Source organism: Streptomyces sp. NPDC001406, from assembly GCF_042895285.1.
In the GTDB taxonomy this organism is placed as follows: domain Bacteria; phylum Actinomycetota; class Actinomycetes; order Streptomycetales; family Streptomycetaceae; genus Streptomyces.
The window spans coordinates 489,869-514,586 of record NZ_JBIAWG010000004.1 but is presented as its reverse complement, the minus strand read 5'-3'; the positions used below and the strand labels follow the sequence as shown (position 1 = coordinate 514,586).

26 protein-coding genes are annotated in these 24,718 nt (G+C 70.8%); 12 read left to right on the top strand and 14 right to left on the bottom strand.

Features of this window, described 5'->3' with window-relative positions:
- Window positions 1-3: 3 nt before the first annotated feature.
- The 3 genes from ACFY1J_RS12620 to ACFY1J_RS12610 form a co-directional block, all read right to left on the bottom strand.
- On the bottom strand, window positions 4-1,236 hold the full coding sequence (locus ACFY1J_RS12620) for a ricin-type beta-trefoil lectin domain protein (RefSeq protein WP_390705825.1): 1,233 nt from the start codon (window positions 1,234-1,236) through the stop codon (window positions 4-6).
- 118 nt (window positions 1,237-1,354) lie between these two features.
- The gene (locus ACFY1J_RS12615) at window positions 1,355-1,870 is read right to left on the bottom strand and encodes a VanZ family protein (RefSeq protein WP_390705826.1); all 516 of its coding nucleotides are present in this window, start codon (window positions 1,868-1,870) and stop codon (window positions 1,355-1,357) included.
- Between the two features lie 67 nt (window positions 1,871-1,937).
- Entirely contained in the window at window positions 1,938-2,600 is a 663-nt protein-coding gene (locus tag ACFY1J_RS12610) for a DUF4230 domain-containing protein (protein WP_390705827.1), read from the bottom strand.
- 157 nt (window positions 2,601-2,757) lie between these two features.
- Between ACFY1J_RS12610 and ACFY1J_RS12605 the strand changes: the two genes are divergently transcribed.
- A complete protein-coding gene (locus ACFY1J_RS12605; RefSeq protein ID WP_390705828.1) occupies window positions 2,758-3,720 on the top strand; it encodes a ribose-phosphate diphosphokinase in 963 nt (320 codons plus the stop codon).
- Between the two features lie 64 nt (window positions 3,721-3,784).
- Window positions 3,785-4,978, top strand: coding sequence for an elongation factor Tu (gene tuf / locus ACFY1J_RS12600; RefSeq protein WP_390705829.1), 1,194 nt, complete (start codon window positions 3,785-3,787; stop codon window positions 4,976-4,978).
- Window positions 4,979-4,988: 10 nt separating this feature from the next.
- Here the strand turns inward: tuf and ACFY1J_RS12595 are convergent, their stop codons facing one another.
- On the bottom strand, window positions 4,989-5,369 hold the full coding sequence (locus ACFY1J_RS12595) for an anti-sigma factor antagonist (RefSeq protein ID WP_390705830.1): 381 nt from the start codon (window positions 5,367-5,369) through the stop codon (window positions 4,989-4,991).
- 131 nt (window positions 5,370-5,500) lie between these two features.
- Here ACFY1J_RS12595 and ACFY1J_RS12590 point away from each other — a divergent pair, with 131 nt between their 5' ends.
- The gene (locus ACFY1J_RS12590; RefSeq protein WP_390731196.1) at window positions 5,501-6,157 is read left to right on the top strand and encodes a zinc-binding dehydrogenase; all 657 of its coding nucleotides are present in this window, start codon (window positions 5,501-5,503) and stop codon (window positions 6,155-6,157) included.
- On the opposite strand, the gene ACFY1J_RS12585 is transcribed toward ACFY1J_RS12590, so the two are convergent.
- On the bottom strand, window positions 6,143-7,093 hold the full coding sequence (locus ACFY1J_RS12585) for an NADP-dependent oxidoreductase (protein WP_390705831.1): 951 nt from the start codon (window positions 7,091-7,093) through the stop codon (window positions 6,143-6,145). The two genes, ACFY1J_RS12590 and ACFY1J_RS12585, sit on opposite strands and share 15 nt — an antisense overlap.
- A 71-nt stretch (window positions 7,094-7,164) precedes the next feature.
- On the opposite strand from ACFY1J_RS12585, the gene ACFY1J_RS12580 reads away from it, so the two are divergent.
- A complete protein-coding gene (locus tag ACFY1J_RS12580; RefSeq protein WP_390705832.1) occupies window positions 7,165-8,121 on the top strand; it encodes a GlxA family transcriptional regulator in 957 nt (318 codons plus the stop codon).
- 68 nt (window positions 8,122-8,189) lie between these two features.
- Window positions 8,190-9,053, top strand: a complete 864-nt coding sequence (locus ACFY1J_RS12575; protein ID WP_390731195.1) for a hypothetical protein — start codon at window positions 8,190-8,192, stop codon at window positions 9,051-9,053.
- A gap of 4 nt (window positions 9,054-9,057) precedes the next feature.
- On the opposite strand, the gene ACFY1J_RS12570 is transcribed toward ACFY1J_RS12575, so the two are convergent.
- The 3 genes from ACFY1J_RS12570 to ACFY1J_RS12560 all read right to left on the bottom strand — a co-directional run bounded on the left by ACFY1J_RS12570 (window position 9,058) and on the right by ACFY1J_RS12560 (window position 11,140).
- Window positions 9,058-9,621 carry a TetR/AcrR family transcriptional regulator gene (locus ACFY1J_RS12570; protein ID WP_363298114.1) on the bottom strand — a complete coding sequence of 188 codons (564 nt, stop codon included), beginning with the start codon at window positions 9,619-9,621 and terminating at the stop codon, window positions 9,058-9,060.
- The gene (locus tag ACFY1J_RS12565) at window positions 9,618-9,980 is read right to left on the bottom strand and encodes a DUF1304 domain-containing protein (protein ID WP_390731194.1); all 363 of its coding nucleotides are present in this window, start codon (window positions 9,978-9,980) and stop codon (window positions 9,618-9,620) included. Before ACFY1J_RS12565 ends, ACFY1J_RS12570 begins: the two co-directional genes overlap by 4 nt.
- A 71-nt stretch (window positions 9,981-10,051) precedes the next feature.
- Window positions 10,052-11,140, bottom strand: coding sequence for a helix-turn-helix domain-containing protein (locus ACFY1J_RS12560; protein ID WP_390705834.1), 1,089 nt, complete (start codon window positions 11,138-11,140; stop codon window positions 10,052-10,054).
- A gap of 485 nt (window positions 11,141-11,625) precedes the next feature.
- Here ACFY1J_RS12560 and ACFY1J_RS12555 point away from each other — a divergent pair, with 485 nt between their 5' ends.
- Genes ACFY1J_RS12555 through ACFY1J_RS12535 form a run of 5 tightly spaced genes read left to right on the top strand, consistent with a single transcriptional unit; the run spans window position 11,626 to window position 16,204 of the window.
- Complete coding sequence (locus tag ACFY1J_RS12555; RefSeq protein WP_390705835.1) at window positions 11,626-13,590, top strand: ATP-binding protein; 1,965 nt, start codon at window positions 11,626-11,628, stop codon at window positions 13,588-13,590.
- Between the two features lie 5 nt (window positions 13,591-13,595).
- The gene (locus ACFY1J_RS12550) at window positions 13,596-14,006 is read left to right on the top strand and encodes a roadblock/LC7 domain-containing protein (protein ID WP_030043913.1); all 411 of its coding nucleotides are present in this window, start codon (window positions 13,596-13,598) and stop codon (window positions 14,004-14,006) included.
- Entirely contained in the window at window positions 14,003-14,374 is a 372-nt protein-coding gene (locus ACFY1J_RS12545) for a DUF742 domain-containing protein (RefSeq protein WP_363298110.1), read from the top strand. Before ACFY1J_RS12550 ends, ACFY1J_RS12545 begins: the two co-directional genes overlap by 4 nt.
- Window positions 14,355-14,960 (top strand): ATP/GTP-binding protein, encoded by a 606-nt coding sequence (locus ACFY1J_RS12540; RefSeq protein WP_390705836.1) that lies wholly within the window; start codon window positions 14,355-14,357, stop codon window positions 14,958-14,960. Before ACFY1J_RS12545 ends, ACFY1J_RS12540 begins: the two co-directional genes overlap by 20 nt.
- Window positions 14,957-16,204, top strand: a complete 1,248-nt coding sequence (locus tag ACFY1J_RS12535; RefSeq protein ID WP_390705837.1) for a cytochrome P450 — start codon at window positions 14,957-14,959, stop codon at window positions 16,202-16,204. Before ACFY1J_RS12540 ends, ACFY1J_RS12535 begins: the two co-directional genes overlap by 4 nt.
- 76 nt (window positions 16,205-16,280) lie before the next feature.
- Here ACFY1J_RS12535 and ACFY1J_RS12530 read toward each other — a convergent pair whose 3' ends face one another.
- The 4 genes from ACFY1J_RS12530 to ACFY1J_RS12515 form a co-directional block, all read right to left on the bottom strand.
- Window positions 16,281-16,412 carry a hypothetical protein gene (locus ACFY1J_RS12530; protein WP_390705838.1) on the bottom strand — a complete coding sequence of 44 codons (132 nt, stop codon included), beginning with the start codon at window positions 16,410-16,412 and terminating at the stop codon, window positions 16,281-16,283.
- 157 nt (window positions 16,413-16,569) lie between these two features.
- Window positions 16,570-18,300 (bottom strand): hypothetical protein, encoded by a 1,731-nt coding sequence (locus tag ACFY1J_RS12525; protein WP_390705839.1) that lies wholly within the window; start codon window positions 18,298-18,300, stop codon window positions 16,570-16,572.
- 180 nt (window positions 18,301-18,480) lie between these two features.
- Window positions 18,481-20,112 carry an amidohydrolase gene (locus ACFY1J_RS12520; protein ID WP_390705840.1) on the bottom strand — a complete coding sequence of 544 codons (1,632 nt, stop codon included), beginning with the start codon at window positions 20,110-20,112 and terminating at the stop codon, window positions 18,481-18,483.
- Window positions 20,113-20,130: 18 nt separating this feature from the next.
- The gene (locus tag ACFY1J_RS12515; RefSeq protein WP_390705841.1) at window positions 20,131-21,633 is read right to left on the bottom strand and encodes an APC family permease; all 1,503 of its coding nucleotides are present in this window, start codon (window positions 21,631-21,633) and stop codon (window positions 20,131-20,133) included.
- A gap of 124 nt (window positions 21,634-21,757) precedes the next feature.
- On the opposite strand from ACFY1J_RS12515, the gene ACFY1J_RS12510 reads away from it, so the two are divergent.
- Window positions 21,758-22,477: a TetR/AcrR family transcriptional regulator gene (locus ACFY1J_RS12510; protein ID WP_390705842.1), complete on the top strand. Its 720-nt coding sequence runs from the start codon at window positions 21,758-21,760 to the stop codon at window positions 22,475-22,477.
- Window positions 22,478-22,557: 80 nt separating this feature from the next.
- Window positions 22,558-23,022 carry a pyridoxamine 5'-phosphate oxidase family protein gene (locus tag ACFY1J_RS12505; RefSeq protein ID WP_363298103.1) on the top strand — a complete coding sequence of 155 codons (465 nt, stop codon included), beginning with the start codon at window positions 22,558-22,560 and terminating at the stop codon, window positions 23,020-23,022.
- Between the two features lie 486 nt (window positions 23,023-23,508).
- Here ACFY1J_RS12505 and ACFY1J_RS12500 read toward each other — a convergent pair whose 3' ends face one another.
- Window positions 23,509-23,958, bottom strand: a complete 450-nt coding sequence (locus ACFY1J_RS12500; protein WP_390705843.1) for a nitroreductase family deazaflavin-dependent oxidoreductase — start codon at window positions 23,956-23,958, stop codon at window positions 23,509-23,511.
- Between the two features lie 91 nt (window positions 23,959-24,049).
- Window positions 24,050-24,682: a LysE family transporter gene (locus tag ACFY1J_RS12495; RefSeq protein WP_390731193.1), complete on the bottom strand. Its 633-nt coding sequence runs from the start codon at window positions 24,680-24,682 to the stop codon at window positions 24,050-24,052.
- Between the last annotated feature and the right edge of the window lie 36 nt (window positions 24,683-24,718).

Here is a 24,718-nt window from a genome sequence, read left to right as displayed (position 1 = left end):
GCCTCAGCCGACCGTCCACTTCTGGTTGGCGCCGCCCGTGCAGGTCCAGATCTGCAGCCGGGTGCCGTTGGCCGGATTGTTGCCGGTGACGTCCAGGCACTTGTTCGCCTGGGGGTTCACGATGTCGTGCGCCGCGGAGACGGCCCACTTCTGGTTCGGTCCACCGGTGCAGTCCCACAGCTGGACGGTCGAGCCGTCCGCGGTCCCGTTGCCGGTGACGTCCAGGCACTTGCCGAGCGCCCGAATGGTGCCGTCCGAGCCGACCGTCCACTTCTGCGCGCCGGTTCCGTTGCAGTCGTAGAGCTGTACGGGGGTGCCGTTGGCGGAGTTCGCCCCGGCCACGTCCATGCACTTGCCGGCCAGCCCCTTGATCGCGACCGCGGCCGCGGAGTCGCCGGTCGTCACCGAGACCGAGTCCACCACCAGCTGCTGCGGGAAGACGGTGGAGCCGTCCGGATCGCCGGGCCAGTAGCCGCCCACGGCCAGGTTCAGGATCAGGAAGAACGGCTTGTTGAACACCCAGGTCCGGCCGCCCAGGTCGGCCGGTGTGCGCCGCTGGTAGACGGTCCCGTCCACCGACCAGGTGATCGAGTCGGGCGCCCAGTCGACGGCGAAGGTGTGGAAGGCGTCCGCGAAGGCCTGGCCGCCGGGCAGCGAGTAGCCGGCACCGATGCCGCCCGAGCCGGAGTAGCCGGGGCCGTGGATGGTGCCGTGGATGGTCGAGGGCTCGTAACCGACGTTCTCCATGACGTCGATCTCGCCCGAGTCGGGCCAGTTGACCGGTGTGCCGAGCATCCAGAACGCGGGCCACATGCCCTGTCCGCGCGGGATCTTCATCCGGGCCTCGACATGCCCGTACTGGGCGGTGAACTTCCCGGCGGTGTTCAGCCGGGCCGAGGTGTACTGGCAGGTGCCGTACCAGCACTGGTAGCCGGCCGGGTTCTCGCGCCGGGCGGTGATCACCAGATGGCCCTGGCCGTCCAGGGCCGCGTTCCTGTTGCCCGCCGTGTAGTACTGCCGCTCGTGGTTGTTGACGTTGTCGCCGGTCTCGGTCTGCCACTTCGAGGAGTCGGGCGCCGCGCCGGCGGGCCCGTCGAAGCTGTCCGAGAAGGTCACGGCGGCGGCGGAGGAGGCGCTGGAGGCATCCGCCCGCGCGGGGCCGATCGCGGCGGACGCGACCAGGGCGGCGGACAGGGCGGCGAACAGACATCTGCGAAGCAGGCGTGGGGAGGCCATGGCACTCCATTCCGGTGGGGGACGGACGGGTCGCCACTTGATTTAAGAAGTGAGATAAGAGGGCGTCAAGAGTCTGGTCCGGACCAATTTCCGTGATCACTGTTTCCGCATTGCGTGATCACTGTTTCCGCGCCCGCGCATGCACCGACCGCCCCAGTCGCCGTCCCAGAAGCAGGTAACCGCCCAGTGCGCCCACGGTGTTGAGGATGACGTCGTCGATGTCGAAGGCGCGACCGGTGACGAGCGCCCCCTGTGCCAGCTCCACCAGCAGCATCACGATCGCGGTGAGCAGCAGGATCTGCAGGATGCCGCGCGCCCGCGGCGCCAGCACCGGGACCAGCACCCCGAACGGGATGCCCAGCAGCAGATTCCCGCCGATCTGCTTGACGGCGTCGCGCAGTTCCGGCTGATCCAGATACGCCTTCAGGGAGCGGCCCGGATGCAGATTGCTGTGCGTGAGCGGGACCGATGCCGGGGACGGCTGCAGGGTGAGCCGGGCCAGAACGACGGCGAACACCACCATGAAGGCGAAGGCGCACACCATCGTGAGCACCCGTAACGGGGTGGGCAGCGCGTCGCGAGCGCCTTTGGTCGTCCGCTTCGCCTTGCGCGGGCTCGGGGCGCTGCGGGCCATTCGATCCTCCAGTCCTCGACTTCCCAGTGTGGTAAGGCGTGCCCTGTTCGCTGTGCCGGGCGCCTGATCAGGATCCGTACGACACATGCACCTCCTTGAAGCCCAGGGAACCCAGCAGGCCCTGGAGCATGCCGGTGGTGTTCGTCTCGGCCCGTGCGGTCAGCCCGCTGCCCGTGGCCGCCTCGCCGATGTGGCGCACGGCGAGGCGCTGCACGGCGTGCTCGCTGTCGGGGTTGTCCGAGAAGAGGTCCCCGAGCCGGTCGATCAGGCCGCGCTGCTTGGACACGGTGTAGGAGTGGTCGGCGTCGAGAGCCGGCTTGCCGAGCCGCGCGTGCGGCAGCCGCAGGGTGGCGGAGGTGCGGTCGCCATTGACCGTCACGTCCTTCTCGCCGACCTTGCCGAGGTCGACATACGCGTCCACGGTGCCCGCCCCGACGTACAGGGTGCGGGTGCCGCGGATCGCGGACGGCAGATACCTGGCGTTCTTCTCCAGGTCCACGACGACCTGGAAGTTGCCGGAGGCGGCGTCGTAACGGCTCATGTCCTGGATGGACTTGAGGAGCGCGGGGCCGGACCGGTCGTGCGTCTCGGTGCCGAAGAGGTCCTTGAGGCCGGGGAGCACGGCCAGCCTGATCCCCGCGAACAGCACCGCGAGCACCACGACGAGCGCGGTCACCAGCTTCGCCCACAGGGGCATGCGTGCCGGCAGGGCCTTGATGGACGTCGTCATGTCGACGGCCCTCCTTCCTACCGTCCGCATGCCCGCCAAAACCGTTGCCAGGCCGGTGCGTTGGCGGATTGGGCCGCCTGACGTAGGCGCGCCGGGCGCACGGGCGGCCTCAGTAGCATGAGCCCGCAGCCCGTAATGATCATGCGAGGAGCGGATCGTGCGTGACATCACCGTCTTCAGTGGCAGTGCCCATCCCGAGCTGGCACAGGAGGTCTGTGCGCACCTCGGGGTGCCGCTCAGCCCCACCCGGGTCAGCCGGTTCGCCAACGACTGTCTGGAGGTACAGCTTCAGGCCAACTGCCGCGAGCGGGACGTCTTCCTCGTCCAGCCGCTGGTCAAGCCGGTGCAGGAGCACCTGGTCGAGCTGCTGATGATGTGCGACGCGGCCCGGGGCGCCTCCGCGGGCCGCATCACCATCGTCATGCCGCACTACTCCTACGCCCGTTCCGACAAGAAGGAGGCACCCCGTATCTCCCTCGGCGGCCGTCTGGTAGCCGACCTCATGGTGGCGGCGGGCGCGAGCCGCGTCCTGGCCATGACCCTGCACTCGCCGCAGGTGAACGGATTCTTCTCGGTGCCCGTGGACCATCTGCACGCGCTGCGTGAACTCGCCGCGCACTTCAGGCAGTACGACCTCTCGCGCACCACCGTGGTCTCGCCGGACCTGGGCAACGCCAAGGAGGCCGCCGCGTTCGCCCGGCTGATCGGCGCCCAGGTCGCGGCCGGTGCCAAACAGCGGTTCGCGGACGACCGGGTGAGCATCAGCTCCGTGATCGGCGAGGTGACCGGGCGGGACGTCATCATCCTGGACGACGAGATCGCCAAGGGCAGCACGGTGATCGAGCTCCTGGGACGGCTGCGGGAGTCGGGGCCGCGCTCGATCCGGGTGGCCTGCACCCACGGGCTGTTCGCGGCGGGTGCCCTGAAGCGGCTGACCGAGCAGCCGGACGTGCTGGAGATCGTGTGCACCAACACCGTGCCGGTGCCGGTGGAGGACATCGAGGAGCACAAGGCCAAACTGCGCGTCCTGTCCATCGCCCCGGCGCTCGCCGAGGCCGTGCGCCGGATTCACAACGGTGAGTCCGTCAGCGCCCTGTTCGACGCGCCCCGGAGCGAATAGACATGAAGGACGGGAGGCAGCGGAGCCGCACTTGACATCACCCACGTGACCAGGAGGGTCGGCAGTGGCCAAGGCGAAGTTCGAGCGGACCAAACCGCACGTCAACATCGGCACCATCGGTCATATCGACCATGGCAAGACGACCCTCACGGCAGCCATCACGAAGGTGCTGCACGACAGGTTCCCCGAGCTCAACCCCTTCACGCCGTTCGACCAGATCGACAAGGCGCCCGAGGAGCGCCAGCGCGGCATCACCATCTCGATCGCGCACGTGGAGTACCAGACCGAGCGCCGGCACTACGCACACGTCGACTGCCCGGGACACGCGGACTACATCAAGAACATGATCACCGGTGCGGCCCAGATGGACGGCGCGATCCTCGTCGTCGCGGCCACCGACGGGCCGATGCCGCAGACCAAGGAGCATGTGCTGCTGGCCCGGCAGGTGGGCGTGCCCTACATCGTGGTCGCGCTCAACAAGACGGACATGGTGGACGACGAGGAGATCCTGGAGCTCGTCGAGCTGGAGGTGCGCGAGCTGCTGACCGAGTACGAGTTCCCCGGCGACGACGTGCCGGTGGTGAAGGTCTCCGCGCTCAGGGCGCTGGAGGGCGACCCGCAGTGGACCGCCTCGGTGCTCGAACTGCTGGACGCCGTCGACGAGTTCGTGCCCGAGCCGGAGCGCGATGTGGACAGGCCGTTCCTGATGCCGGTCGAGGACGTCTTCACCATCACCGGCCGCGGCACGGTCGTCACCGGCCGGATCGAGCGCGGCACGCTGAGGGTCAACAGCGAGGTGGAGATCATCGGCATTCATCCGCAGAAGACGAAGACGACGGTCACCGGCGTCGAGATGTTCCGCAAACTGCTCGACGAGGGCCGGGCCGGGGAGAACGTCGGTCTGCTGCTGCGGGGCGTCAAGCGGGAGGAGGTCGAGCGCGGCCAGGTCGTCATCAAGCCGGGGTCGGTCACGCCGCACACGGTGTTCGAGGCGCGGGCGTACATCCTGTCCAAGGACGAGGGAGGCCGGCACACGCCCTTCTTCGAGAAGTACCGCCCCCAGTTCTACTTCCGCACCACCGACGTGACCGGTGTGGTGACCCTGCCCAAGGGCACCGAGATGGTCATGCCGGGCGACAACACGACCATGCACGTCGAGCTGATCCAGCCGATCGCCATGGAGGAGGGCCTGAAGTTCGCCATCCGGGAGGGTGGGCGGACGGTGGGCGCCGGTCAGGTCACCAGGATCATCACGTAGGCGGGCGGGGTCACAAAGAGCCGGACGTGGCCTCGGGCTGGCCCAGGGCCGCGTCCAGGGTCGGCTGCGGGGGCAGCAGCCGCGACAGTCCGGTGACCCGGAAGACGCGCAGGGTCAGCGGGTGGGTGCAGACCAGCTGCAACTGCCCGTCACGGTCGAGCACCCGGCGCCGGGCCCGGTACAGCAGGCGCAGCCCCGAACAGTCGAAGAACTCGATGTGCCGCAGGTCGAGCACGATCCGGGCACCGGTCCGGTCCGTCACCCGGTCCAGGTACGGAGCGATCTCCGTGGCCGCAGCGATGTCGATCTCGCCGCGGAACTCCAGCACTGTGTGACCGCGGTCCTGGTGGACGCGCAGATGCCGGGACAGCGGTGCCGGGTCCTGTCGCACGGCCGAACCACCTCCCACCCGCGCCCGGAAAACTGTTCCCCGCCCAGCAAGTTACCCTCGATAGAGGGAATTTGAGCATGTTCGATTGACATATGTCTTCGAGTTTGGCGCATGTCTTCCCGTGTCGCGGGGTGGCAGGGCTGCGACAACACGGACCGGACGTCGACAACGAGCCCACGGCCTGCCGGCAACCGTACGAGGTCGGCCACGGCCTGGGCGGCGCCGAGGCCGTCGGCGCGGCTGTCACCGGTGTGGCCCCGGCGACCGGACGTACTGCCGCCGGCAGCATGCTCGGCGTCGTCGCTGCCGGGGCGGTCGGCCTCCCGGCCGTGATGGCGGCCGAGCTTTCCCCGGCCACCACTGCCGCCGTCGCCGTCGACCGGCTCGCCGAACGCCCGGGAACGGCCCGTGAGTTGGGGGCGACCCGCACCGTCGACGCGAGCGAGACCGACCCGGCCCGGGCGCCGGGCGGCATCACCGGCGGTCAGGGCGCCGACGGCCTCGTCGAGATGAGCGGCATCGTCGAGATGAGCGGCAGCGTCGACGTGCTCGCCGCCCGCGGCCCCTTGGTCGCCGTCGGCGCCCCGCCGTGCGGCAGCGAGGTTTCCCCGGAGGTCAACGGGCTGTTCGCGGGCAAGCGGATCGTGGGCCCTGGCCCTCGGCGGCAGCCAGCCGCGGGCCTTCGTCCCGGCCCTGGTCGAGCCGGTCGCCGAAGGGCCGCTACCGCCGCGGCGATCAACGCCGTACTCACCTACCGATACCGACCCTCCGGCTCACTCCGCCAGTAGCACCAGCTTCCCCGTCGTCCGGCCCGTGTCGCCCAGTTCGTGTGCCTTCGCGGCGTCGGTCAGTGGGAATGTCCCGGCGATCGTGGCGCGCAGCTTGCCCGCCTCGGTCAGTTCCGCGATCGCCCGCATCCCGGCCCGGTCGGCGTCGACGAGCATGCGCACCGCCCGTACGCCGCGCCGCTCGGCCTCCTCGTAGAAGTCCGCCGAACCGACCGGCAGGATCGAGACCACGATCCCGCCCGGACGCAGCACACCCAGCGAACGCACCGAGGTGTCGCCGCCCAGCGTGTCCAGGACCACGTCGACGTCCCGCACGGCCTCCGTGAAGTCCGTGGCCCGGTAGTCGATCGCCTCGTCCACGCCGATCCCGCGCAGGAACTCGTGCTTGCCCGCGCTCGCCGTACCGATCACATACGCGCCGCGCGCCTTGGCGATCTGCACGGCCACATGGCCGACCCCGCCGGCCGCCGCATGGATCAGGACCCGCTGGCCCCGCCGCAACTCCGCGGTCTCCACCAGGGCCTGCCACGCGGTCAGGGACACCAGCGGCAGCGCGCCCGCCTGCGTGTGGTCGATCGCGTCGGGCTTGTGCACGAGGGCGCGGACCGGGGCGATCACGTACTCGGCGTGGGAGCCGTGGCCGAACGGGTAGGGCAGCATGCCGAAGACCTCGTCCCCGGGGACGAACGTGGCGACGCCGATCCCGGTCGCCTCGACCACTCCGGAGACGTCCCAGCCCAGGACGAAGGGCGGTCGGCCGAGGAAGCCGCCCGTGGCGCGGTGCTTCCAGTCGGTGGGGTTGACCCCGGCGGCGCGCACCCGGACCAGCACCTCGTTCGGGCGCGGGACCGGCCGCTCCAGCCGCACTTCCTTGAGGACCTCGGGACCGCCGAGGACGTCCTGGCTGATGGCACGCATCGTGTTCACATCGCTCATGGTCGACCAGCCTGCCGGGTCGCGCCCGCACGGAAAATGGCACGATTGCCAAGCTTCGATAGGATCGTGCCATGCGTGGTGAGCGGAGAGCGGAACGGGTCGTCGTCCTGGCGCTGGACGGCGTCTACCCCTTCGAGCTGGGCATCCCCAGCCGGATCCTCGGCGCGGCGGACGGCCGGTACGAGGTCCTGACCTGCACCGTCGACGGCAGGCCGGTGCGCACCAACGCCGACTTCTCCGTCGCCGTCGAGCACGGCCCCGAGATCCTGGCCACGGCCGACACCGTGGTGGTCGTCTCCATGGCGGCCCCGTACATCCCCACCGAGCTGACCCCCGAGATCGCCGCCGCGCTGGCGAGGATCCGGCCCGACGCGCGGATCGTGTCCATATGCACCGCGGCCTTCGTCCTCGCCGCCGCCGGACTCCTCGACGGCCGCAGGGCCACCACGCACTGGCAGGTGGCCGACCGGTTCCGGGCGATGTACCCGTACGTCGACCTCGACCCGGACGTCCTGTTCGTCGACGACGGCCGGATCCTCACCTCGGCCGGCGCGGCCTCCGGCGTCGACATCTGTCTGCACATCGTCCGCACCGACCACGGCAGCGAACTGGCCAACAAGGTGGCCCGCCGCTGTGTCGTGCCCCCGTTCCGGGACGGCGGCCAGGCCCAGTACATCGAGCAGCCGGTCCCGGAGAGCGGCGCCGCGAGCACCGCCGGGACCCGCGCCTGGGCCCTGGAGCGCCTCGGCGAGCCGCTGACCCTGACCGAGCTCGCCGGTCACGCCCGGATGAGCCTGCGCACCTTCGCCCGCCGCTTCAACGAGGAGGTGGGCGTCAGCCCCGGCCGCTGGCTGATCCAGCAGCGCGTCACCCGCGCCCGGCATCTGCTGGAGTCCAGCGACCTGTCCGTGGACCGCATCGCCGGCGAGGTCGGCTTTGCGACGGGCGCCTCCCTGCGCCAGCATCTGCACGCGGCGATCGGGGTGTCGCCGCAGACGTACCGACGCACGTTCCAGACGACCCGCTGATCTTCGAACGTTCCGGCCCGGTGCCGCGTCGAAGGACCGGAACCGGAGCCGAGGAACAGGGGGCGGGCATGCGCGGAGGCCTTGCGGCAGCGGCCGTACTCGTGGCCGTGACGGTGGTGGCCTGCGACGACAGCGGCGGCGGGCCGGACCCGGTGGTCGAGGGCACGCCGCCGGCGACGCCGTACAGCGGTCCGCTGTATGTCCCGACGAAGGCCATGGACGAGAGCACGCCCGAGGCGATGCGCACCGCCTCCGGCGCGGCCGGCCGGGCACTGGAGTGCGACGGGGAGATCTACCACGGCGAGGGGCCCGACGGATGGGGCGAGGGCGACGGCGCGGACACCCCGAAGGACGGCCTGAAGCTCTTCTTCCGGATGTTCGAGCCCGGGGTGCCCCGATACGGCTACCGGGTGGAGCGCAGGGACCACGACCGCGTGCTGTACTCCTACGACGTCGGGGGGCGGACCAAGGTGGCCGTCGTGGTCGCCAAGGACCAGAAGGACCGGCCCGGTTGGGGCCCGGAGACCGACGCCTCATGCGACCCGGCCGAACTCCCGCCGAGCTTCACGGACACACAGGAGTACGAGGTCTGGACCGACCGGAAGGGCGCGCGGGCACCCGTCGCGGAGATCACGGGCCATGCCGGCCCCGAGCACTGCGACTGGCAGAGCGCGCACTTCCTGGACCTGGGCAGGGGCGAGGACCGCAGGAGCTATGCCCGCGATCCCGAGGGCGTACTCGACACCGAGGCCATGCTCACGGCGCCGTACGACGGCGACGTCCGGATGCCCGCCGACGCGCACGACACCGGATACCGCTACCACGACCGGCAGTTGTGGCTGACCGACGACCGCGCCACGGCGTACATCCGCACCCCCGACGGGGTGGAGGCCTGGCCGCTGACGAAGCACGGCGGCCCGGCCTGCCGGTGACCCGTCACCGGCTCATGTGCAGCGCCACCAGCAACTGCCAGACCTGGTCGGCGACTTCGTCCGAGGAGGCCGCCAGGAGCCCGTGCAGCCAGTCGGCGAGCACACCGGCGAAGGTGGCGGCCACGGCCGAGGCGACCAGCGGGGCGTCCGCGGCACCCGCCAGTTCCCGCTCGGCCAGGCTGCGGGCCCGCAGGTCCCGGTGCAGGACCCGGCCGAGCGGCCCGCCGCCGCCCGGCGCGAGCAGGGTCCGGTACAGGGCCGCGTGCGGGGCGAGGCCCGCGAAGAACTCCCGCAGCGCGGGCGGGGCGTGCACCGGATCGGGGCGGCCGCGCCAGGCGTGCAGCGCGTCGACCGCGTCCCGTACGACATCCGCGCAGGCGTCGACCGCCAGCGCCTCCAGCCCGTCGTAGTGCACGTAGAAGGTGGCCCGGCCGACCCCGGCCCGCCGTGCAAGCGCGGCCACCCCAACCTCCGCCAGGGGCCGCTCGGCGCACTCCTCCAGCAGGGCCGCGCGCAGCCGCGCCCGGGTGCGCGCGGCCCGCGGGTCCTCGGGTGCGGGCCTGGTCACCGGGCGAGGAGCACGGCGGTCAGGGCGAGCGCGCCGGGCAGCGCCTGGGCGAACAGGATGCGGCGGTTGGCCGTGAGCGCGCCGAACACGCCCGCGACGACCACGCACGACAGGAAGAACACCCGCACCCGGTAGCCGGTCGGATCGGCGGCGATCAGTCCCCACACCAGGCCGGCCGCCAGGAAGCCGTTGTAGAGCCCCTGGTTGGCGGCCAGCGGTGCGGTGGCCCGCGCCAGCTCCGGGTCGAAGCCGTGCAGCGCCCGGCCCGGCTTCTTCTGCCACAGGAACATCTCCAGCACCAGGATGTACGCGTGCAGCGCGGCCACCAGGCCGACCAGCACGTTCGCCACGATTTCCATGATCGGCGGACTCCTCACACCACTCGCTACTTGGACAGGTGCCCAATATAGCTGGACAGGTGTCCAGGAAATCACCCCGGGTCGCCCGCCCCGGTTCCGCCGCCCCTGCGGAGCTCGCGGGCGCGCAGGGCCAGTTGCATCTCGAAGCGGGCCTCCGGGTCGTGCAGCAGACTGCCGAACAGCTCGTCCAGCTGCCGCATCCGGTAGCGCACCGTCTGCGGATGCACGGCCAGCCGCGCGGCGACCTCGGGGACACCCCGGCCGGACTGGAGCCAGCTCAGCAGGGTCTCCGCCAGCCGCTCGCGCTGCGGCGGGCGCACCTGGGCCAGCGGCCGCAGCCGGCGCTCGGCCATGGCGTCCAGCAACGCGTCGTCGCGCAGCAGCAGAAGCGTGGAGAGATGGTCCTGGCAGCGCACGATCCCGGAGTCCGCATCGGTGCCCGCGAGTACACCCCGGCGCACCAGATCCAGCGCCTCGGCCGCCCAGCGCAGCGATCTCGCCCCCTCCTGGAGCGCGACCGTCGGCCCCATCGCCGCCCGCAGTCCGTTCAGCGCCCCGGCCACCGCCCGCCCCCGGCCCGGCCCCTCCGGGTCGGATACGACCAGCACCGCGGGCTGCACATCGAACCGGGCCAGGAACTCCGGCGGCACGATGGGCTCCACCCCCGACCACTGGCCGTGGTCCACCGCCACCACCGCCACCGCTCGCGGCACCGGCCAGCGCGCGGCGTGCGCGAGATCCGCGATCGCCTCGGCCGAGGCCGGGGGATCGGCGGTGAGCAGATCGACCAGCCGTGCCCGCCGCTGCTGGAGCTCACCGGCCGCGTGCAGACGCGCCTCGGTGTAGCCCGCCGTCGTCGCGGCCGCCATCTCGTCCAGATGCAGAAACAGCGCCTCGCCGAAGGCACCCAGCACATGGCGGGGCAGCAGGCCCTTGTCGACCAGTGCGTTCACCCGGCGCCAGGTCACCCGCGCGCCCAGGCGCAGTGCCGACTGGAACGAGTCGAGGCTGCGCCCCTCCTCGGCCTCGCCGCGGCCGATGCGCTGGTACGTCGCCTTCACCGGCTCCCAGTCGGTGTCCGGTTTGGCCATCCGCTCCAGGAATCCCTGCAGCGCGTGGTCCACACCGCGGTGCACACCCTGCATGTATGTGTCGTCCATCGGACGCGCGTACTCCGCAATCTCCGTTCTGATCGCCCGGACGACCTCCTCGGTGATATCGGCGAAAAACGGTCTCAGTCGGTCGGGCAGACCTGGCGGCAACGCCTTGAACGGGCCGCGAGTGTCGACTATCCCCGCTGCGGCTCTCTTCGGCACGACGGTGACGATACCGGCGAGTAACTCGCGGGGGCTCATCAATGGAGGACGGTTGTCCGGGCAGGAGTTGTCCCGTGGTGACAAGCGGAGTGTCGGTAAGTTCCCTTGTCTGTAAGGGTGTTTGTCGATTTGTGGCGCATGCCGGAGAGTGATGGAACCCTCACGTCCGCGACTGCCCGAGGTTGATCCTTTGGGGTTCAAACCCGATAAGCTCCAGACCGGCACTGCGAGTTGACACCACCCTTGATGGGTTCGGCCCGTAGTGCGTACTCATGAGTGCGGTCCTTGCACACCCCCCGTTTCGATCGTGTTGCTTTCGAAGGATGCAGATGGAACTCGCCACTCCGCCACCGGCGGCGCGGGCCCCTGTTGCCTGGTACAGCTGGTGGTTGATGCCACTGGCCTTAGGAGGCGGGACGGTTGCCGCCACGTTCATGAGCTCCGAGCGAATAACCGCCGCGGTGGCCGGTGCCGCCGCGACCGCGGCGAGCTCGGTCTGCGTGCGGCTCCTGCTCCGCTCGCAGAAACAGCTGCGCCGAGCCGAGGGCAGCTTTCGGTCCTCGCAGGCCGAGCACTCCCAGCAGTGGCAGCACCATGTCGCCACCCTGGAACGGAAGTTCAGCTCCGAGCGCGCCACCCTCGAGGCCCAGCTGACCGAGCAGGCGGCCGCCTACGAGGCCCAGCTCAGTGAGCACACCGCGGTCTACGAGGCCCGACTCGGCGACAGCGCGAGGGCGTACGAGGAGCGGCTGGCCGAACAGGCCAAGTCCTACGAGGCGCAGCTCACCGACCGGGCCGACGTCTGGCAGGAACAGGCCGCGCACCAGCGGACCGCCGTCGCCCGGCTCGCCGAGGAGCAGCTGCCCGACGCCCTGAAGCGACTGCGCGCCGGTGACGCCATCGACGACCTGCTGCCCGCGACGGACCGGTCGGCGAAGCTCGACGTGGAGCTCCAGGCCGACCTCCGCAGGATTCTGCGGACCTCCCTGATCGGCGTCGAGGAGGAGTTCAACCGCTCGACCTCGGCCGAACAGGCCGTGATCAGCATCGGCAACCGCATCCACGTCCTGACCAGCAAGCTCCGTGGCCGGCTGCACGAGATGCAGGGCGAGCACGGCCGGCTGCCCGCGGTGGCCAGGGGCCTGATGGAGCTCGACCAGGAGCTCGGCCCCGCCGACTCGCTCGCCGCGAGCATCGGCGTGCTGGGCGGCTCGGACCGGCCGGGACGGCAGTGGCAGGAGCCGCAGCGACTGCTCAGCGTGGTTCGCGGCGGCATCGGCCGCATCAAGGACTTCCATCGTGTCGAGGTACGGCATCTGCCCGAACTCGGCGTCGACGGCGGCCTGGTGGACCACCTCACGCTGATCTTCTCCCACCTTCTGGACAACGCGGCCCGCTACTCGCCGCCCACCGAGCCGGTGCTCGTCTCCGGCAAGGAGGTGCCCAACGGCGTCGGCATCGAGATCCAGGACTCCGGCAAGGGGCTGAGCGAGGAGAAGAAGCGCGAGGCCGAGCACTCCCTCACGGGCACCGCGCCCGGTCCCGGACTCGGTGGGATCTCGGAGGACGCCAACATCGGCCTGCGGGTCGTCGGCATCCTCGCCCGCCGCTACGGCATCCGTGTCACCTTCGCGGACTCGCCGTGGCTCGGCACCTCGGTGGTCGTCGTGGTCCCGCACAAGTACTTCAGCCCCGTTTCGGCGGCCACTCCGGCGACCGCGCCCGCCGCCCCGACCGCTTCGGTCGCCACGGCACCGGCGACGCCCGCACCGCAGGGCCCGGAACCCGCCGAATCCATGGAGGCCGACGGCACGGGTCTGGTGGACACCACACCGGGTGGACTGCCCCGGCGCAGGAGCAGGCGCCGCGAGGTGGAGGCGGAGGAGGTGCAGTCACCCCAGGCGACCGGCCGGGCGGACGGCACCAAGGTCGCCGCGGTGCCCCCGGACGAGTCCTTCGCCGGCCTGGCCGCCTTCGCCACGGCCGGACGCGAGCCGGCGGGGCCAAAGACGGTGACCGGGCCGGAGACGGCGACCGCGGACCGGTCCTCCACGGAGTTCGGGATTCCGGTCACTACCGGGGACGAGTCCGCCGAGGAGGACACTCTCGGCCTGCGTCGGGAGTCCGCCGCACCCGGAACGGACGACGGCCGCGCGCACGGCCGGGGAGCCGAGCCGGTGGAGGCAGCCGCGGCCCATGACCGTGCGTCGGGCCCCGGACCCGAATCCGTCGTGGCACCCGCGCCGTTCGACGGCCGCGAGTCCACCGAGCACCGAATTGAAGAGAGCGACTAGTCCACATGACGCAACAGGGAACCGACGTGAGCTGGGCGCTCCGCGATCTGGTGGAGAGCATCCCGGAGATCCGCTTCGCCCTCGTGGCCTCCAGCGACGGCAAGGCCATCACCTCCTTTGGCGCCGAAGACCCCGACGACGTGGACCGCTTCGCGGCCGTGGTGGCCGGCCTGCAGGCCCTGGCCCAGCCGGTCGCCGAGCAGTTCCCCAAGTACGCGGGCCAGTTGCGGCTCGCGATGATCGAGGTCGACGGGGGGCATCTGTTCGTCGTGCGGGCGGGCGTCGAGACGTATCTCGGCGTCCTGGCCCGGGAAGGACTCGACCAGGGCCTGCTGGGTCACCAGATGAGGGACCTGGCCCGGCGGATGGGTGAGCTTCTCGGCACCACTCCGCGCCTGGAGGAGCACTCTGGATGAGTGCTCCCCGCCCGCCCACGGACCCGTCCGGACTCGAGCGCTACTACGTCCTCACCCGGGGGCGCAGCAAGCCGGGCGGGTCGGCGTCGAGCCTCGACGTGGCGACCCTCATCGTCTCCCGCACCGCGCCCTTACCGGGGATGCAGCACGAGCACGAGGAGATAGTCCGGCGCTGCCGCGATCCGCTGTCGGTGGCCGAACTCGGCGCCCATCTCGGATTGCCCTTCAACATTCTCGCGGTGCTGTTGGCGGATCTGCTGGACGCAGGCCGTATTGAAGCCCGTGATCCCATCCCGGCGCACCACGCCGGACGCGGGCCCGACCTCGCGCTCCTCCAGGAGGTACTCAGTGGACTGGAAAGGCTTTGACCATCCCGGCGAACCCGCCGCCGGAGGCACGCGCTCGGTCAAGGTGATGATCGCCGGCGGGTTCGGCACCGGAAAGACCACCATGGTCCGCTCCGTCAGCGACATCAAGCCGCTCACCACCGAGGAGACCCTCACGCAGGCCAGCGTCGAGGACGACCATCTGATCGGCGTCGCCGACAAGGCGGAGACCACCGTCAGCCTGGACTTCGGCAAGATCAGCCTCAACGAGAGCCTGATGCTGTACCTGTTCGGGACACCGGGCCAGGAGCGTTTCTGGTTCCTGTGGAACGGGCTGTTCAAGGGCGCGCTCGGTGCGGTGGTCCTGGTGGACACCCGTCGGCTGGCCTCCAGTTTCCGGGCGATCGAGGAGATGGAGCGGCAGGACGTGCCCTTCGTCATCGCGCTGAACATCTTCCCGGACTCCAAGCAGCACCCGATCGAGGAGATCCGGGACGCCCTGGACATCTCCCCGGACATCCCGGTCGTGGCGTGCGACGCCCGCGACCGGGCCTCCAGCCGTGACGTGCTCGTCGCGCTGATACGCCATCTGCAGGAACGCTCCGCCGTCGCACTGGAGCCCCGATGAACGACCAGAACCTCGACAGTGCCGACGCCCCCCGCGGCTGCCCGGTCGCGCACGGTTCGGCCGAAGTGGCCCGGCTGTACGGGCCCGAGGCGGCGACCGACCCGCTCGGCATCTACGAGCGGCTGCGCAAGGAGCACGGCGCCGTCGCGCCGGTGCTGCTGGAGGGCGACATCCGCGCCTGGCTGGTGCTGGGCTACCGAGAGAGCCGACGGGTGCTCGACAATCCCCTCCAGTTCGCCCGGGACGCGCGGAACTGGCGGGACTGGCGGGAAGGACGGGTCGCGGAGACTTCGGCGCTGATTCCGATGCTCGGCTGGCGTCCCGACTGCGTGTCCCAGGACGGCGAGCCGCACCGCAGGCTGCGCGGCGCCGTCAACGATGTGCTGCAGGCCGCCGCAGGCCGCGGTGTCCGGCGCCATGCCACGCACTTCGCCAATAAGCTGATCGACGGGTTCGCGGACAACGGCCGCGCCGATCTGGTGGCGGACTACGCCGACTATCTGCCGATGCTCGTGATGACCCGCATTCTGGGGCTTGCCGAGGCGGAGGGGCGCCGGCTGGTCGAGTCCTGCGCACAGGTGCTCAAGGGCGGCGAGGACGCCGTGGTGCACGACGGCATGATCAGGGAGATCTTCGGTGAACTCGCCGAGCGCAGGCGGTCCGAACCCGGCTCCGACCTCGCCACCGGCCTGCTGGAGCATCACGCGGCTCTCGACCACGACGAGGTCGTCCACCACCTGCGCGTGGTGCTGATCGCCGCGCACGTGACGACCAACCTGCTGGCCCGGGTGCTGCAGCTGGTCCTGACCGACGCCTCCCGGCTCTCCGGGCTGATCAGCGGTCAGCTGAACATCTCGGCGGTGGTGGAGGAGGTCATGTGGAACTCTCCGCCGCTGGCCGTCCTGCCGGGGCGCTTCGCCGCCAGCGACGTCGAACTGGGCGGGCACCGCATCAAGGAGGGCGACCTGCTCGTCCTCGGCCTCGCACCGGGTAACCTCGACCCCGAGGTCCGGCCCGACCCGGGTGTCTCCGTGCAGGGCAACCAGGCGCACCTGGCGTTCGGCGCGGGCCCGCACGAGTGCCCCGGGCAGAACATCGGGCAGTCCATGATCGAGGTTGCGGTGGACGTCCTGCTGCACCGGCTGCAGGGCCTGCGGCTGGCCGTGCCGGCGGACGAGCTCACCACGACCGCCTCCACCTGGGATTCTCGGCTGGACAGGCTGCCGGTCGAGTTCCCGGTGTGAGCACGCCGCTGCCCGGTCGGAAACCCGACCGGGCAGCGCCGCTGCCTCATACGGCCGGCAGGTCGTCCACGGAGCCTCATACGGTCGGCAGGTCGTCCACGGAGCCTCGTCCGGCCGGCTCTGCGGCGGCCGCCGGGCCTTGCTTCGCCGCCGCGCGGCCCGAGACCAGCGCCCACTCGTAGGTGTCCTGCGCCAGCATCCTGATCATGTGTTTGATCAGCTCGTATGCGCCGCGCAGGCGTTTGTTGCAGCCGGACTGCAGTGGCGGGCGGGGAACAGCTGGGGGAAGTCCCGGTCGGCGCGACACAGTCGCCGCCGTTGGTCCCCACCACCATCCACTGCGTTTCTGGAACAGGATTGCGGCATCAGCCGTCGAGCCAGTCGCCTGCGAGCTCCGTGGGGCGGTATCCCGTGGCGTTCCAGAGGAAATGCGGGTGGGCGCAGCCGAACATGTAGGCGAGCAGTGCGGTGTCTTCCCTCCCGGTCTGAGGGTCGTACAGGGTGTAAAAGTACTCACATCCGACTGTGCCGGCGTCTTGTTGGATCTGACGAGCGCGGTCCGTGGACGGTGCGGCGCTGGACGCCTCCACGGCGGCGATGTAGGTGCGGCGCAAGATTTCCCATGTGCTGTCGATGTTGCCGTACCAGGGGCCGTGCAGTGCTTCGAAGGCATGGAGCTCGGCGTCGAAGAGGGGCCATGTCTGGGGGTGTTGGGCTCGGCAGCGTGCGGACAGCTCGGCGGTCTGGGTGCTCAGTGCTGGTGCGGTGGGCCGCGGGGTGATGGTGAGGGTGGTGCCGTGGGTGAGGATGCCGGTGCATGCGTTGGGCTGGAGGTCGCAAAGCGGGCACTCCTCGGCCGGGGGGAGGCCCTGGGTGATGCCGTCGAACCACAGGGCGTGGCGGCCCGTGAGCCCCAACCAGGTGATGGTGCTGGTCATCAGCCAGGTGTTCCACATCGGGGTATGCGCCTCGGGCATGCAGCCGTACTTGACGAGGGCTATGGCGCAGGCAGCGTAGAGGGCCTTGGTGTGGGTGGGCATGTCGGCGAGCCAGAAGTTGCTTATCTCGCCGGTGAGGGCGTCGGCTCGTACGTCGGTCATGTCGTCGATGACGCGGCACAGCAGCAGGGAGGCGAGGTGTTCTTCCTGCCAGAGTTCGGTGTCGGGTGAGACGTGCCAGAACAGGCAGTCCAGCATCTGCAGGAGTGGGTAGGTGCTCTGGCTGAGTGGGTTGGTCTGGGGGAGCGTGACGCTGCCCGCGCGGTGCTGTTGGAGCCAGTACTCGTCGACGGATCGCTTATGGGCCGCGAAGAGCCCGCAGACCAGGGCCCGTGCGGTGTTGGTGCTGAAACTCTCGGCCAAGCGGCCTTCGACGAGTTGGGTGAGGCGCGTGGTGTCAATGGTGTCGATCACGCGTTTGTACTCGTGGAAGAGGAGGATGTCGTCTTCGAAGCGGTGGCGGAGGCCAAGGTCTCGTTCACGGTCGTTCAGCTGCCGGGCGAAGGACCATCCACCGGTCAGGACGCTGTCGAGCTCCCGGCGGTATGGCCAGGTCTTGACGGTGAGAGGACTGCCGGCGCTGTGCCGCCAACCGTAGTCACCCAGCGTGCGTGCGGGGGGCGTGGGCAGCCGACTGCACAGGGGGCAGGCGCAGGCGGTTGTCCGCTCCTCCTCGCGCGGCGGGGTGAGTGCCCGGCTTCTCCAGGCCCCCTCCAGCATCGTGCAGGTCAGTCGGCAGACCTCGATATCGGTGCTGACTTCGGGGAAGGCTGCTTCGATCATGTTGAGGCTGGTGTCCAGGTGCCTCAACCTGGCGTAGCCCTCCTCGTCGGGCGGGAGGAACGCGCGCTGCGCCAGCTGGAGGGCTCCCTCCACCTGCAGTGTGGTGCTGGAGCCAGGGGATCCGAATGCGTCCAGCCGCTGCTGAGCGTCGTTCTGGCAGCTTCGGTACTGCTCCGTGCTCCCATTGACGTGTTCCGCCAAGAGGCGGGCCAGGGCGATCCCCGCCTCCGCGGCCTGGAGCTGGGCGCTCGGCTGCGCCGGGAGCAAGCTGTCGGGGGTGTCGAAGGGGAGGTCGAACCTGACGTCCTGAGGCATGGGCTTCCTTTCGGGAGACGGACCGCAGAGTCCCCCCGGCCCTACGAACGGGCGGTCGTCAACAACCGCCCGCGCACTCGAACTGAGCTTCGTGGTACGAAAGTTGACCGAGAAGCGATACGAGGCTGCCCAGAGCGTAAATGATCTACACCGTGACCTGGCCGTGACGTGTGTTACTGCTTACGCCTCACAAGTCGCGTACACTCGCGCGCCCCCGACATAGGTCAGCGCCACCTTCGTCTCCGCGATCGCCTCCGGCGGCCCCGCGAACGGGTCGCGGTCCAGAACCACCAGGTCGGCCAGCGCGCCGACGCTCACCCGGCCGGTGTCGTCCAGGTGGTTCACATACGCCGTGCCCGCCGTGTACGCCGCGAGGGCCTGCGCCAGTCCGAGACGCTCACCCGGCAGGAACACCGCACGCGCCTCGCCCGGCTCCACCCGGTTGACCGCGACATGGATGCCCTGCAGCGGATCGGGGCTGCTAACCGGCCAGTCGCTGCCCGCCGCCAGCTTCGCCCCGGAGCGCTGCAGCGCCCCGAACGGGTACTGCCACGCGGCCCGTTCGGGCCCGAGGAAGGGGATGGTCAGCTCGTCCATCTGCGGTTCGTGAGCGGCCCACAGCGGCTGTATGTTGGCGGTGGCGCCCAGCCGGGCGAACCGCGGCACGTCGTCGGGGTGCACGACCTGGAGGTGCGCCAGATGCGGCCGGGTGTCGCTCGGCCCGTTCGCCGACCGTGCCGCCTCGATCGCGTCCAGCGCGTCGCGTACGGCCCGGTCGCCCAGCGCATGGAAGTGGCACTGAAAGCCGAGGGCGTCCAATTCGGTCACGTACTTCGGCAGTTGGGCCGGGTCGATGAAGCTCTTGCCCCGATTGGCGGTGGCGCAGCCGCACTTGTCCAGATACGGGTCGAGCAGCGCGGCCGTACCGTTCTCCGCGACCCCGTCCAGCATCAGCTTCACACTGCCCGCACAAAACCGGCCGTGGCTCGATACGGCGCGCCGCTCGACGAGTTCGGGAATCTGCTCGGACCCGCGCTCCCGGTCCCACCACAGGGCGCCGACCACCCGCGCGGTGAGCGAACCGTCCCGGGCCGCCGTCAGATACGCGTCGGACGGATCGTCCATGCCGAGGAAGTCCCCGACGAGGGCGTCCTGCCAGGCCGTGATGCCGAGCGCGTGCAGATGGCGCTGGGCGTGCAGCAGCGCCGCCAACCGGTCCGCCGCGGTGGCCGGCGGGGTGAGACGTCCCACGAGCTGCATCGCCCCCTCCTGGAGCGTGCCGCTCGGCTCGCCGGAGGCGTCCCGCTCGATCCGCCCGTCGGCCGGGTCGGGCGTGTCCCGGTCGATGCCGGCCAGCTCCAGGGCGCGGCTGTTGACCCAGGCGCCGTGGTGGTCGCGGTTGGGCAGATAGACCGGCCGGTCGGGGACGGCCGCGTCCAGCAGCTCCTTCGTCGGCGTACCGCCCTCGAAGGCCTCCATCGACCAGCCGCCGCCGAGGATCCACTCCCGCTCGGGATGGGCGGCGGCGTACACCCGGACGGCGGCCAGGGTCTCGGCGGCGGTGTTCGTCCCGGTCAGATCGCACTGGGTGAGTTCGAGTCCGGCCGGCACGGGGTGGACATGCGCGTCCTGGAAGCCGGGCAGCAGCAGCCGTCCGGCGAGGTCGACCACCTCCGTGCGGGGCCCGGCGAGTTCACGGACCTCGTCGTGTCCGACGGCGGTGATCCGGTCACCGGTGACGGCCACGGCGGTCGCCGTGCGGCCCTCGGGGGTGAGGACGGGGCCGCCGGTGAAGAGGAGATCAGCGTGCATGTTCTCTTTCCTTGGGGGTCAGTTGGAGGTGGCGAGCAGCTGCGGCGCGTCGGCGTCCGTGCCCTCGCCGGTGCGGAAGTACGGGGAGCGGCGCACCCACTTGGCACACGCGGCGGCGACGAAGCCGGACGCGATCATCGCCAGTGGCATGAGCAGCAGGAACCAGCCGTTGTCCGCGCTGAGTTCGAGACGGTCGGTGGAGGTGTAGAAGGACCAGGCGAGGTAGCCGCCGAGGCCCAGGAGGACGGCGGCGCTCAGCGCGGGCAGCACCACCGCCCGCAAGCCCTGCCAGGGGTCGGTGCGCAGCAGGGAGCGGAAGCGTACGGCGGCGGCGAGCGCGGTGAGCGCGTAGGAGAGCGCGACGACGATGCCGACGGCGTTCACGGTCGCCAGGATCATGTCGGCGAGCCGCGGGATCACCAGGGCGAGCGCGGCCACCGCGGTGGCGATCGCCCCGATCAGCAGCGTGCCGGCCGCCGGTGTGCCGTACCGGGAGCTGATCCTGGACCACACCGGGCCGACGGTACGGTCCCGGCTCATCGCGAACATGCCGCGCGCCGTGGGAATCACCCCGGCCTGCAGCGAGGCCACGGCCGAGAACATCAGGGCCACCAGCGGCAGCGCGGCCAGCGGCTGCGCGGCCAGCCGGTCGCCGAAGTACGCAAGGCCCTCGGCGCCGTGTCCCGCCAGCTCCGGCTCGGACAGCACCCGCTGGAAGGCGACCGAGCCGAGCAGGAACAGCCCCAGCATCGTCACCAGGGTGATCGTTCCGGCGCGGGAGGCGTCCCGTGGGTCGCGAACCTCCTCGTTGACGCTGAACGCCACCTCGAAGCCCCAGTAGCAGAACACCGACAGCAGCATCCCCTGCGCGAGCGCCGACGCCGAGGGGATGGCGAAGGGGTCGAACCAGGAGAGGCTGAAGTCGTGCGGCCCTGCGACGATGCCGTAGCCGCAGAACCCGAGCAGCACGACGTACTCGAAGACCAGCAGGCCGGTCTGCAGCCGTGCCGCGGTGCGGATGCCGGTCACGGCGGTCAGCGTGACGGCGATCAGGATGCCGATGCCCACCGCCGTCGACTGCGCGGTCGACCCCGGATCCAGGGTGAGTCCGGCCAGCCGGTGCAGCCCGGCCTCGCCGGCCAATTGCAGGATGGACGACCCGGTGACGGCCGTGGTGTACGCGAGGAACGCGATCGACGCCGTGAGGTTCACCCAGCCGACCATGAAGCCGAGCCACGGGTTGAGTGAACGTCCCACCCACACGTACCCGTTGCCCGCGTTGGGCTCGACCGTGTTCAGCCGGGAGAAGGCGCCCGCGATGCCCAGGATCGGCAGGAACGCCAGCAGCATGATGGCCGGCAGATGCAGCCCGACCACCCCGGCCGTGACACCGAGGCCGATGCCGATGCTGGTGGTCGCGGCCGTGCTGGACGCGGCGACGGCGATGCCGTCGAGGACTCCGAGGGACTTGCGCAGCTCCTGCCGCTGGGGCGGGTCGGCGCCGTAGGGCGTTTGGGTCATGGCCAGCTCTCCGCTCGCACCGGGGGGCCTGGTCGGCCCCGGTGACCGCACATGAAACTGTCCGTGTACTTCACAGGTCAACGCTGTTGTCATAAGGTGCCCGCACATCCCACGGAGGGCTTCCATGAGCGAACGCGTCGTCCCGCCCGCCGCCCGCCGGCGCAGACGCCCCACCAAACAGGGTGTGGTCCTGTCCGAGAAGCTGATCGTCGAGACGGCGCTGCGCCTGATCGAGGAGCACGGAGCGGACGCCCTCTCCGTCCGTCGCCTGGGACGGGCACTGGGCGCCGACCCCAGCAGCCTGTACCGCTACTTCCGGCACACCGACGATCTGATGCTCGCCATCGCCGACGAGCTCATCGGCCGCACGATGCGCAGTTGGCGGCCCACCGGCGACTGGCGCGCCGACCTGCGCGACCTGGGCCTGCGCATGCACGCGGGAGCCCTCGCGCACCCGCGGGCGGCGGTGCTCAGCTCCTACCGGGTGACCGGGCGCGTGCACGAGATCCAGGCCGTGGAGACCGCCCTCGGCGTGCTGCGCGGCGCCGGTTTCCCCGACGCCGAGGCGGTACGGATCTACCACGCCTTCATCGACCAGGCGCTGGGCTTCGGCGCCCTGGACTCCGCCAATGTGTCCCTGCCGAGGCCCGTCCGGGAGGCCGAGGCGGAGATCTGGCGGGCGACCTACGCCCGGCTGCCCGCCGACACCCACCCGCACATCGCCGCCACCGCCCGCCACCTCGTGGCCTCGATGCGGGGCAGCGCGTACCCGGCCGCCCTGGACCTGCTGCTGACCGCGGCGGCGACCCGGCTGTCCGAAATCAGGGCGGCCGCGGAAGGCTGACGGTCACACTGGTCCGAGTTCGCTCGTCAGCCCCATGAGATCCGTCCACGAAGATCCGCTCACGAGGAGGCCGTACGACGATGACCCCGCCGCCCGCCCGCACCGCCGAACAGCGCATGCAGGACACGCTCCACCGGCTGGAGCACGACGAGGACCTCTGGGTCGCCACCGCGTCCGCCGACGGGGGAGCGCCGTATCTCGTCCCGCTGTCCTTCGTGTGGGACGGCACGACCCTGCTGATCGCCACCCCGGCCGCCAGCCCCACCGGCCGCAACCTGACGGCGACCGGCACCGCACGGCTCGGTGTCGGACCGACCCGGGACGTGGTCATGATCGAGGGCGACGTGGAGCCGCTGAGCCCCGACGAACTGCCCGAGGAGGAGGGCGACCGGTTCGCCGCGGAGACCGGCTTCGATCCGCGCCGACTCACCACCCGCTACTGGTACTTCAGGATCCGCCCGACACGCGTACAGGCCTGGCGCGAGGCCAACGAACTGGACGGCCGCGAGCTGATGCGCGACGGGAAGTGGCTGGTGGCCGACTGAACCCGAGGCACACAAAAGCCCCGCCGCGACGGGGGAACGCGGCGGGGCCTGACGCACGGGTGCCCGTGCCGGAGCCGGTTCATGCCTCCCCGAAACAAGTTTTTCTGAAAGCCGGCGACCCCTGACTGAAAGAGCCGGCGGTCGGCGGTTGGGGGAGCTGGTGGCTGCCGGCCGGGGAGAGTTGGGTGGCTCTTGGTCGATGGAGGTGGCGGCTCCTGACTGGGAGAGTCGGCGGTCGGCGGTTGGGGGAGCTGGTGGCTGCTGGTCGGGGAGAGTTGGGTGGCTCTTGGTCGGTGGAGGTGGCGGCTCCTGACTGGGAGAGTCGGCGGTCGGCGGTCGGGGGAGCTGGTGGCCGCCGGTGGCTGTTGGCCGGAAACGAGGGCGGCCCCGGCCGGAAGGGTCGGTGGACCCGGCCGGAAAGGCCGCGGCCCCAGGCCCCGATGAAGGTGGCCCGGGGCCGAGGCAGTCGCCGGCCGTGGTTCCGGGTCAGCTCGCGTCGGTCGGTTCGAGGAGGAAGACCGGGATCGCGCGGGAGGTCTTCTCCTGGTACTCCGCGTATGGCGGATACGCGGCCACGGCCCGGTCCCACCACACGGACTTTTCGTCGCCGGTCAGCTCACGTGCCGTCATGTCCCGCTTGACCGGCCCGTCCTGCAGTTCCACACGGGGATCGGCCTTGACGTTGAAGTACCAGACCGGATGCTTGGGCGCGCCGCCCTGCGAGGCGACCACCGCGTACCGGCCGTCGTGCTCCACCCGCATCAGCGGCGTCTTGCGGATCTTGCCACTCCTGGCACCCATGGTCGTCAGCAGGATCACGGGCAGCCCCGTGTCCAGCAGCGTCGTCCCCTTGGTGCCACCGGAACTCTCGTACAACTCGACCTGGTCCCGCACCCACTGGGTCGGGCTGGGCTCGTACTCGCCCTCAAGAGGCATGAGGTTCGTCCCCTCTTCGGTACCGCGTCCTACTGGCAGCCTGCTTCAACACCGGCGGACACACGAATCATCCGTACCGCGGTCCCGTCCGTCACACCGGCGACACCGCCATCCGTATCGCGAGCGCCAAGATCACGCCACTCGACAGCAACGCCGTCACCAGCCGTCCGCGCAGGCCGGTCAGGGCCCGGCCGAGCAGTGCGCCGCCGCCGGCGAGCAGGAGCTGCCAGCTCGCGGAGGCCGCGAAGGCGGCCAGCACGAACACCGCCTGCTCCAGGGGTGGCACGGCGTGTGCGGTGCGGGTACCGAGGACCAGCGCGGCGAAGTAGATCACGGTGGTGGGGTTCAGCAGGGTGATCCCGAGAAGGCCGAGATACGCGCGCCCCGGGCCCGGTACCGGCCGGTCGGGCCGGGAGGTGAGCCGGTGCTCGCGACAGTGCCGCAGCGCGCTGACCGCGCCCCGCACGGCCAGCGCGGCCAGCACCAGGGCGGAAGCCCAGCGCAGCGGTCCGAGCACCGGCCGCAGCGCCCCCGCGAGGGCCGTGCCCCCGACCGTCGCCGCCAGCGCGTACAGACCGTCGGCGCTGGCCACACCGAGCGCGGCGCAGGCGCCGGTCCGCAGTGACGTACGAGCCGTGAGGGACACTAGATATGTCGCTACCGCTCCGACCGGTACGGCGATGCCGTACCCGGCGAGCAGGCCCGCGACCAGCGCCGCCGTCACGGGCGTGGGGAATCGGGCCTCCGTGGACGGCCGGGC

Coding starts and splice junctions, on each gene's coding strand:
- ACFY1J_RS12535 (WP_390705837.1), top strand. CDS start 14,957: ATGAACGACCAGAACCTCGACAGTGCCGACGCCCCCCGCGGCTGCCCG.
- ACFY1J_RS12610 (WP_390705827.1), bottom strand. CDS start 2,600: ATGACGACGTCCATCAAGGCCCTGCCGGCACGCATGCCCCTGTGGGCG.
- ACFY1J_RS12515 (WP_390705841.1), bottom strand. CDS start 21,633: ATGACCCAAACGCCCTACGGCGCCGACCCGCCCCAGCGGCAGGAGCTG.
- ACFY1J_RS12500 (WP_390705843.1), bottom strand. CDS start 23,958: ATGCCTCTTGAGGGCGAGTACGAGCCCAGCCCGACCCAGTGGGTGCGG.
- ACFY1J_RS12615 (WP_390705826.1), bottom strand. CDS start 1,870: ATGGCCCGCAGCGCCCCGAGCCCGCGCAAGGCGAAGCGGACGACCAAA.
- ACFY1J_RS12555 (WP_390705835.1), top strand. CDS start 11,626: ATGGAACTCGCCACTCCGCCACCGGCGGCGCGGGCCCCTGTTGCCTGG.
- ACFY1J_RS12545 (WP_363298110.1), top strand. CDS start 14,003: ATGAGTGCTCCCCGCCCGCCCACGGACCCGTCCGGACTCGAGCGCTAC.
- ACFY1J_RS12530 (WP_390705838.1), bottom strand. CDS start 16,412: ATGATCAGGATGCTGGCGCAGGACACCTACGAGTGGGCGCTGGTCTCG.
- ACFY1J_RS12565 (WP_390731194.1), bottom strand. CDS start 9,980: ATGGAAATCGTGGCGAACGTGCTGGTCGGCCTGGTGGCCGCGCTGCAC.
- ACFY1J_RS12620 (WP_390705825.1), bottom strand. CDS start 1,236: ATGGCCTCCCCACGCCTGCTTCGCAGATGTCTGTTCGCCGCCCTGTCC.
- ACFY1J_RS12580 (WP_390705832.1), top strand. CDS start 7,165: ATGCGTGGTGAGCGGAGAGCGGAACGGGTCGTCGTCCTGGCGCTGGAC.
- ACFY1J_RS12585 (WP_390705831.1), bottom strand. CDS start 7,093: ATGAGCGATGTGAACACGATGCGTGCCATCAGCCAGGACGTCCTCGGC.
- ACFY1J_RS12525 (WP_390705839.1), bottom strand. CDS start 18,300: ATGCCTCAGGACGTCAGGTTCGACCTCCCCTTCGACACCCCCGACAGC.
- ACFY1J_RS12575 (WP_390731195.1), top strand. CDS start 8,190: ATGCGCGGAGGCCTTGCGGCAGCGGCCGTACTCGTGGCCGTGACGGTG.
- ACFY1J_RS12550 (WP_030043913.1), top strand. CDS start 13,596: ATGACGCAACAGGGAACCGACGTGAGCTGGGCGCTCCGCGATCTGGTG.
- ACFY1J_RS12510 (WP_390705842.1), top strand. CDS start 21,758: ATGAGCGAACGCGTCGTCCCGCCCGCCGCCCGCCGGCGCAGACGCCCC.
- ACFY1J_RS12505 (WP_363298103.1), top strand. CDS start 22,558: ATGACCCCGCCGCCCGCCCGCACCGCCGAACAGCGCATGCAGGACACG.
- ACFY1J_RS12520 (WP_390705840.1), bottom strand. CDS start 20,112: ATGCACGCTGATCTCCTCTTCACCGGCGGCCCCGTCCTCACCCCCGAG.
- ACFY1J_RS12560 (WP_390705834.1), bottom strand. CDS start 11,140: ATGGACGACACATACATGCAGGGTGTGCACCGCGGTGTGGACCACGCG.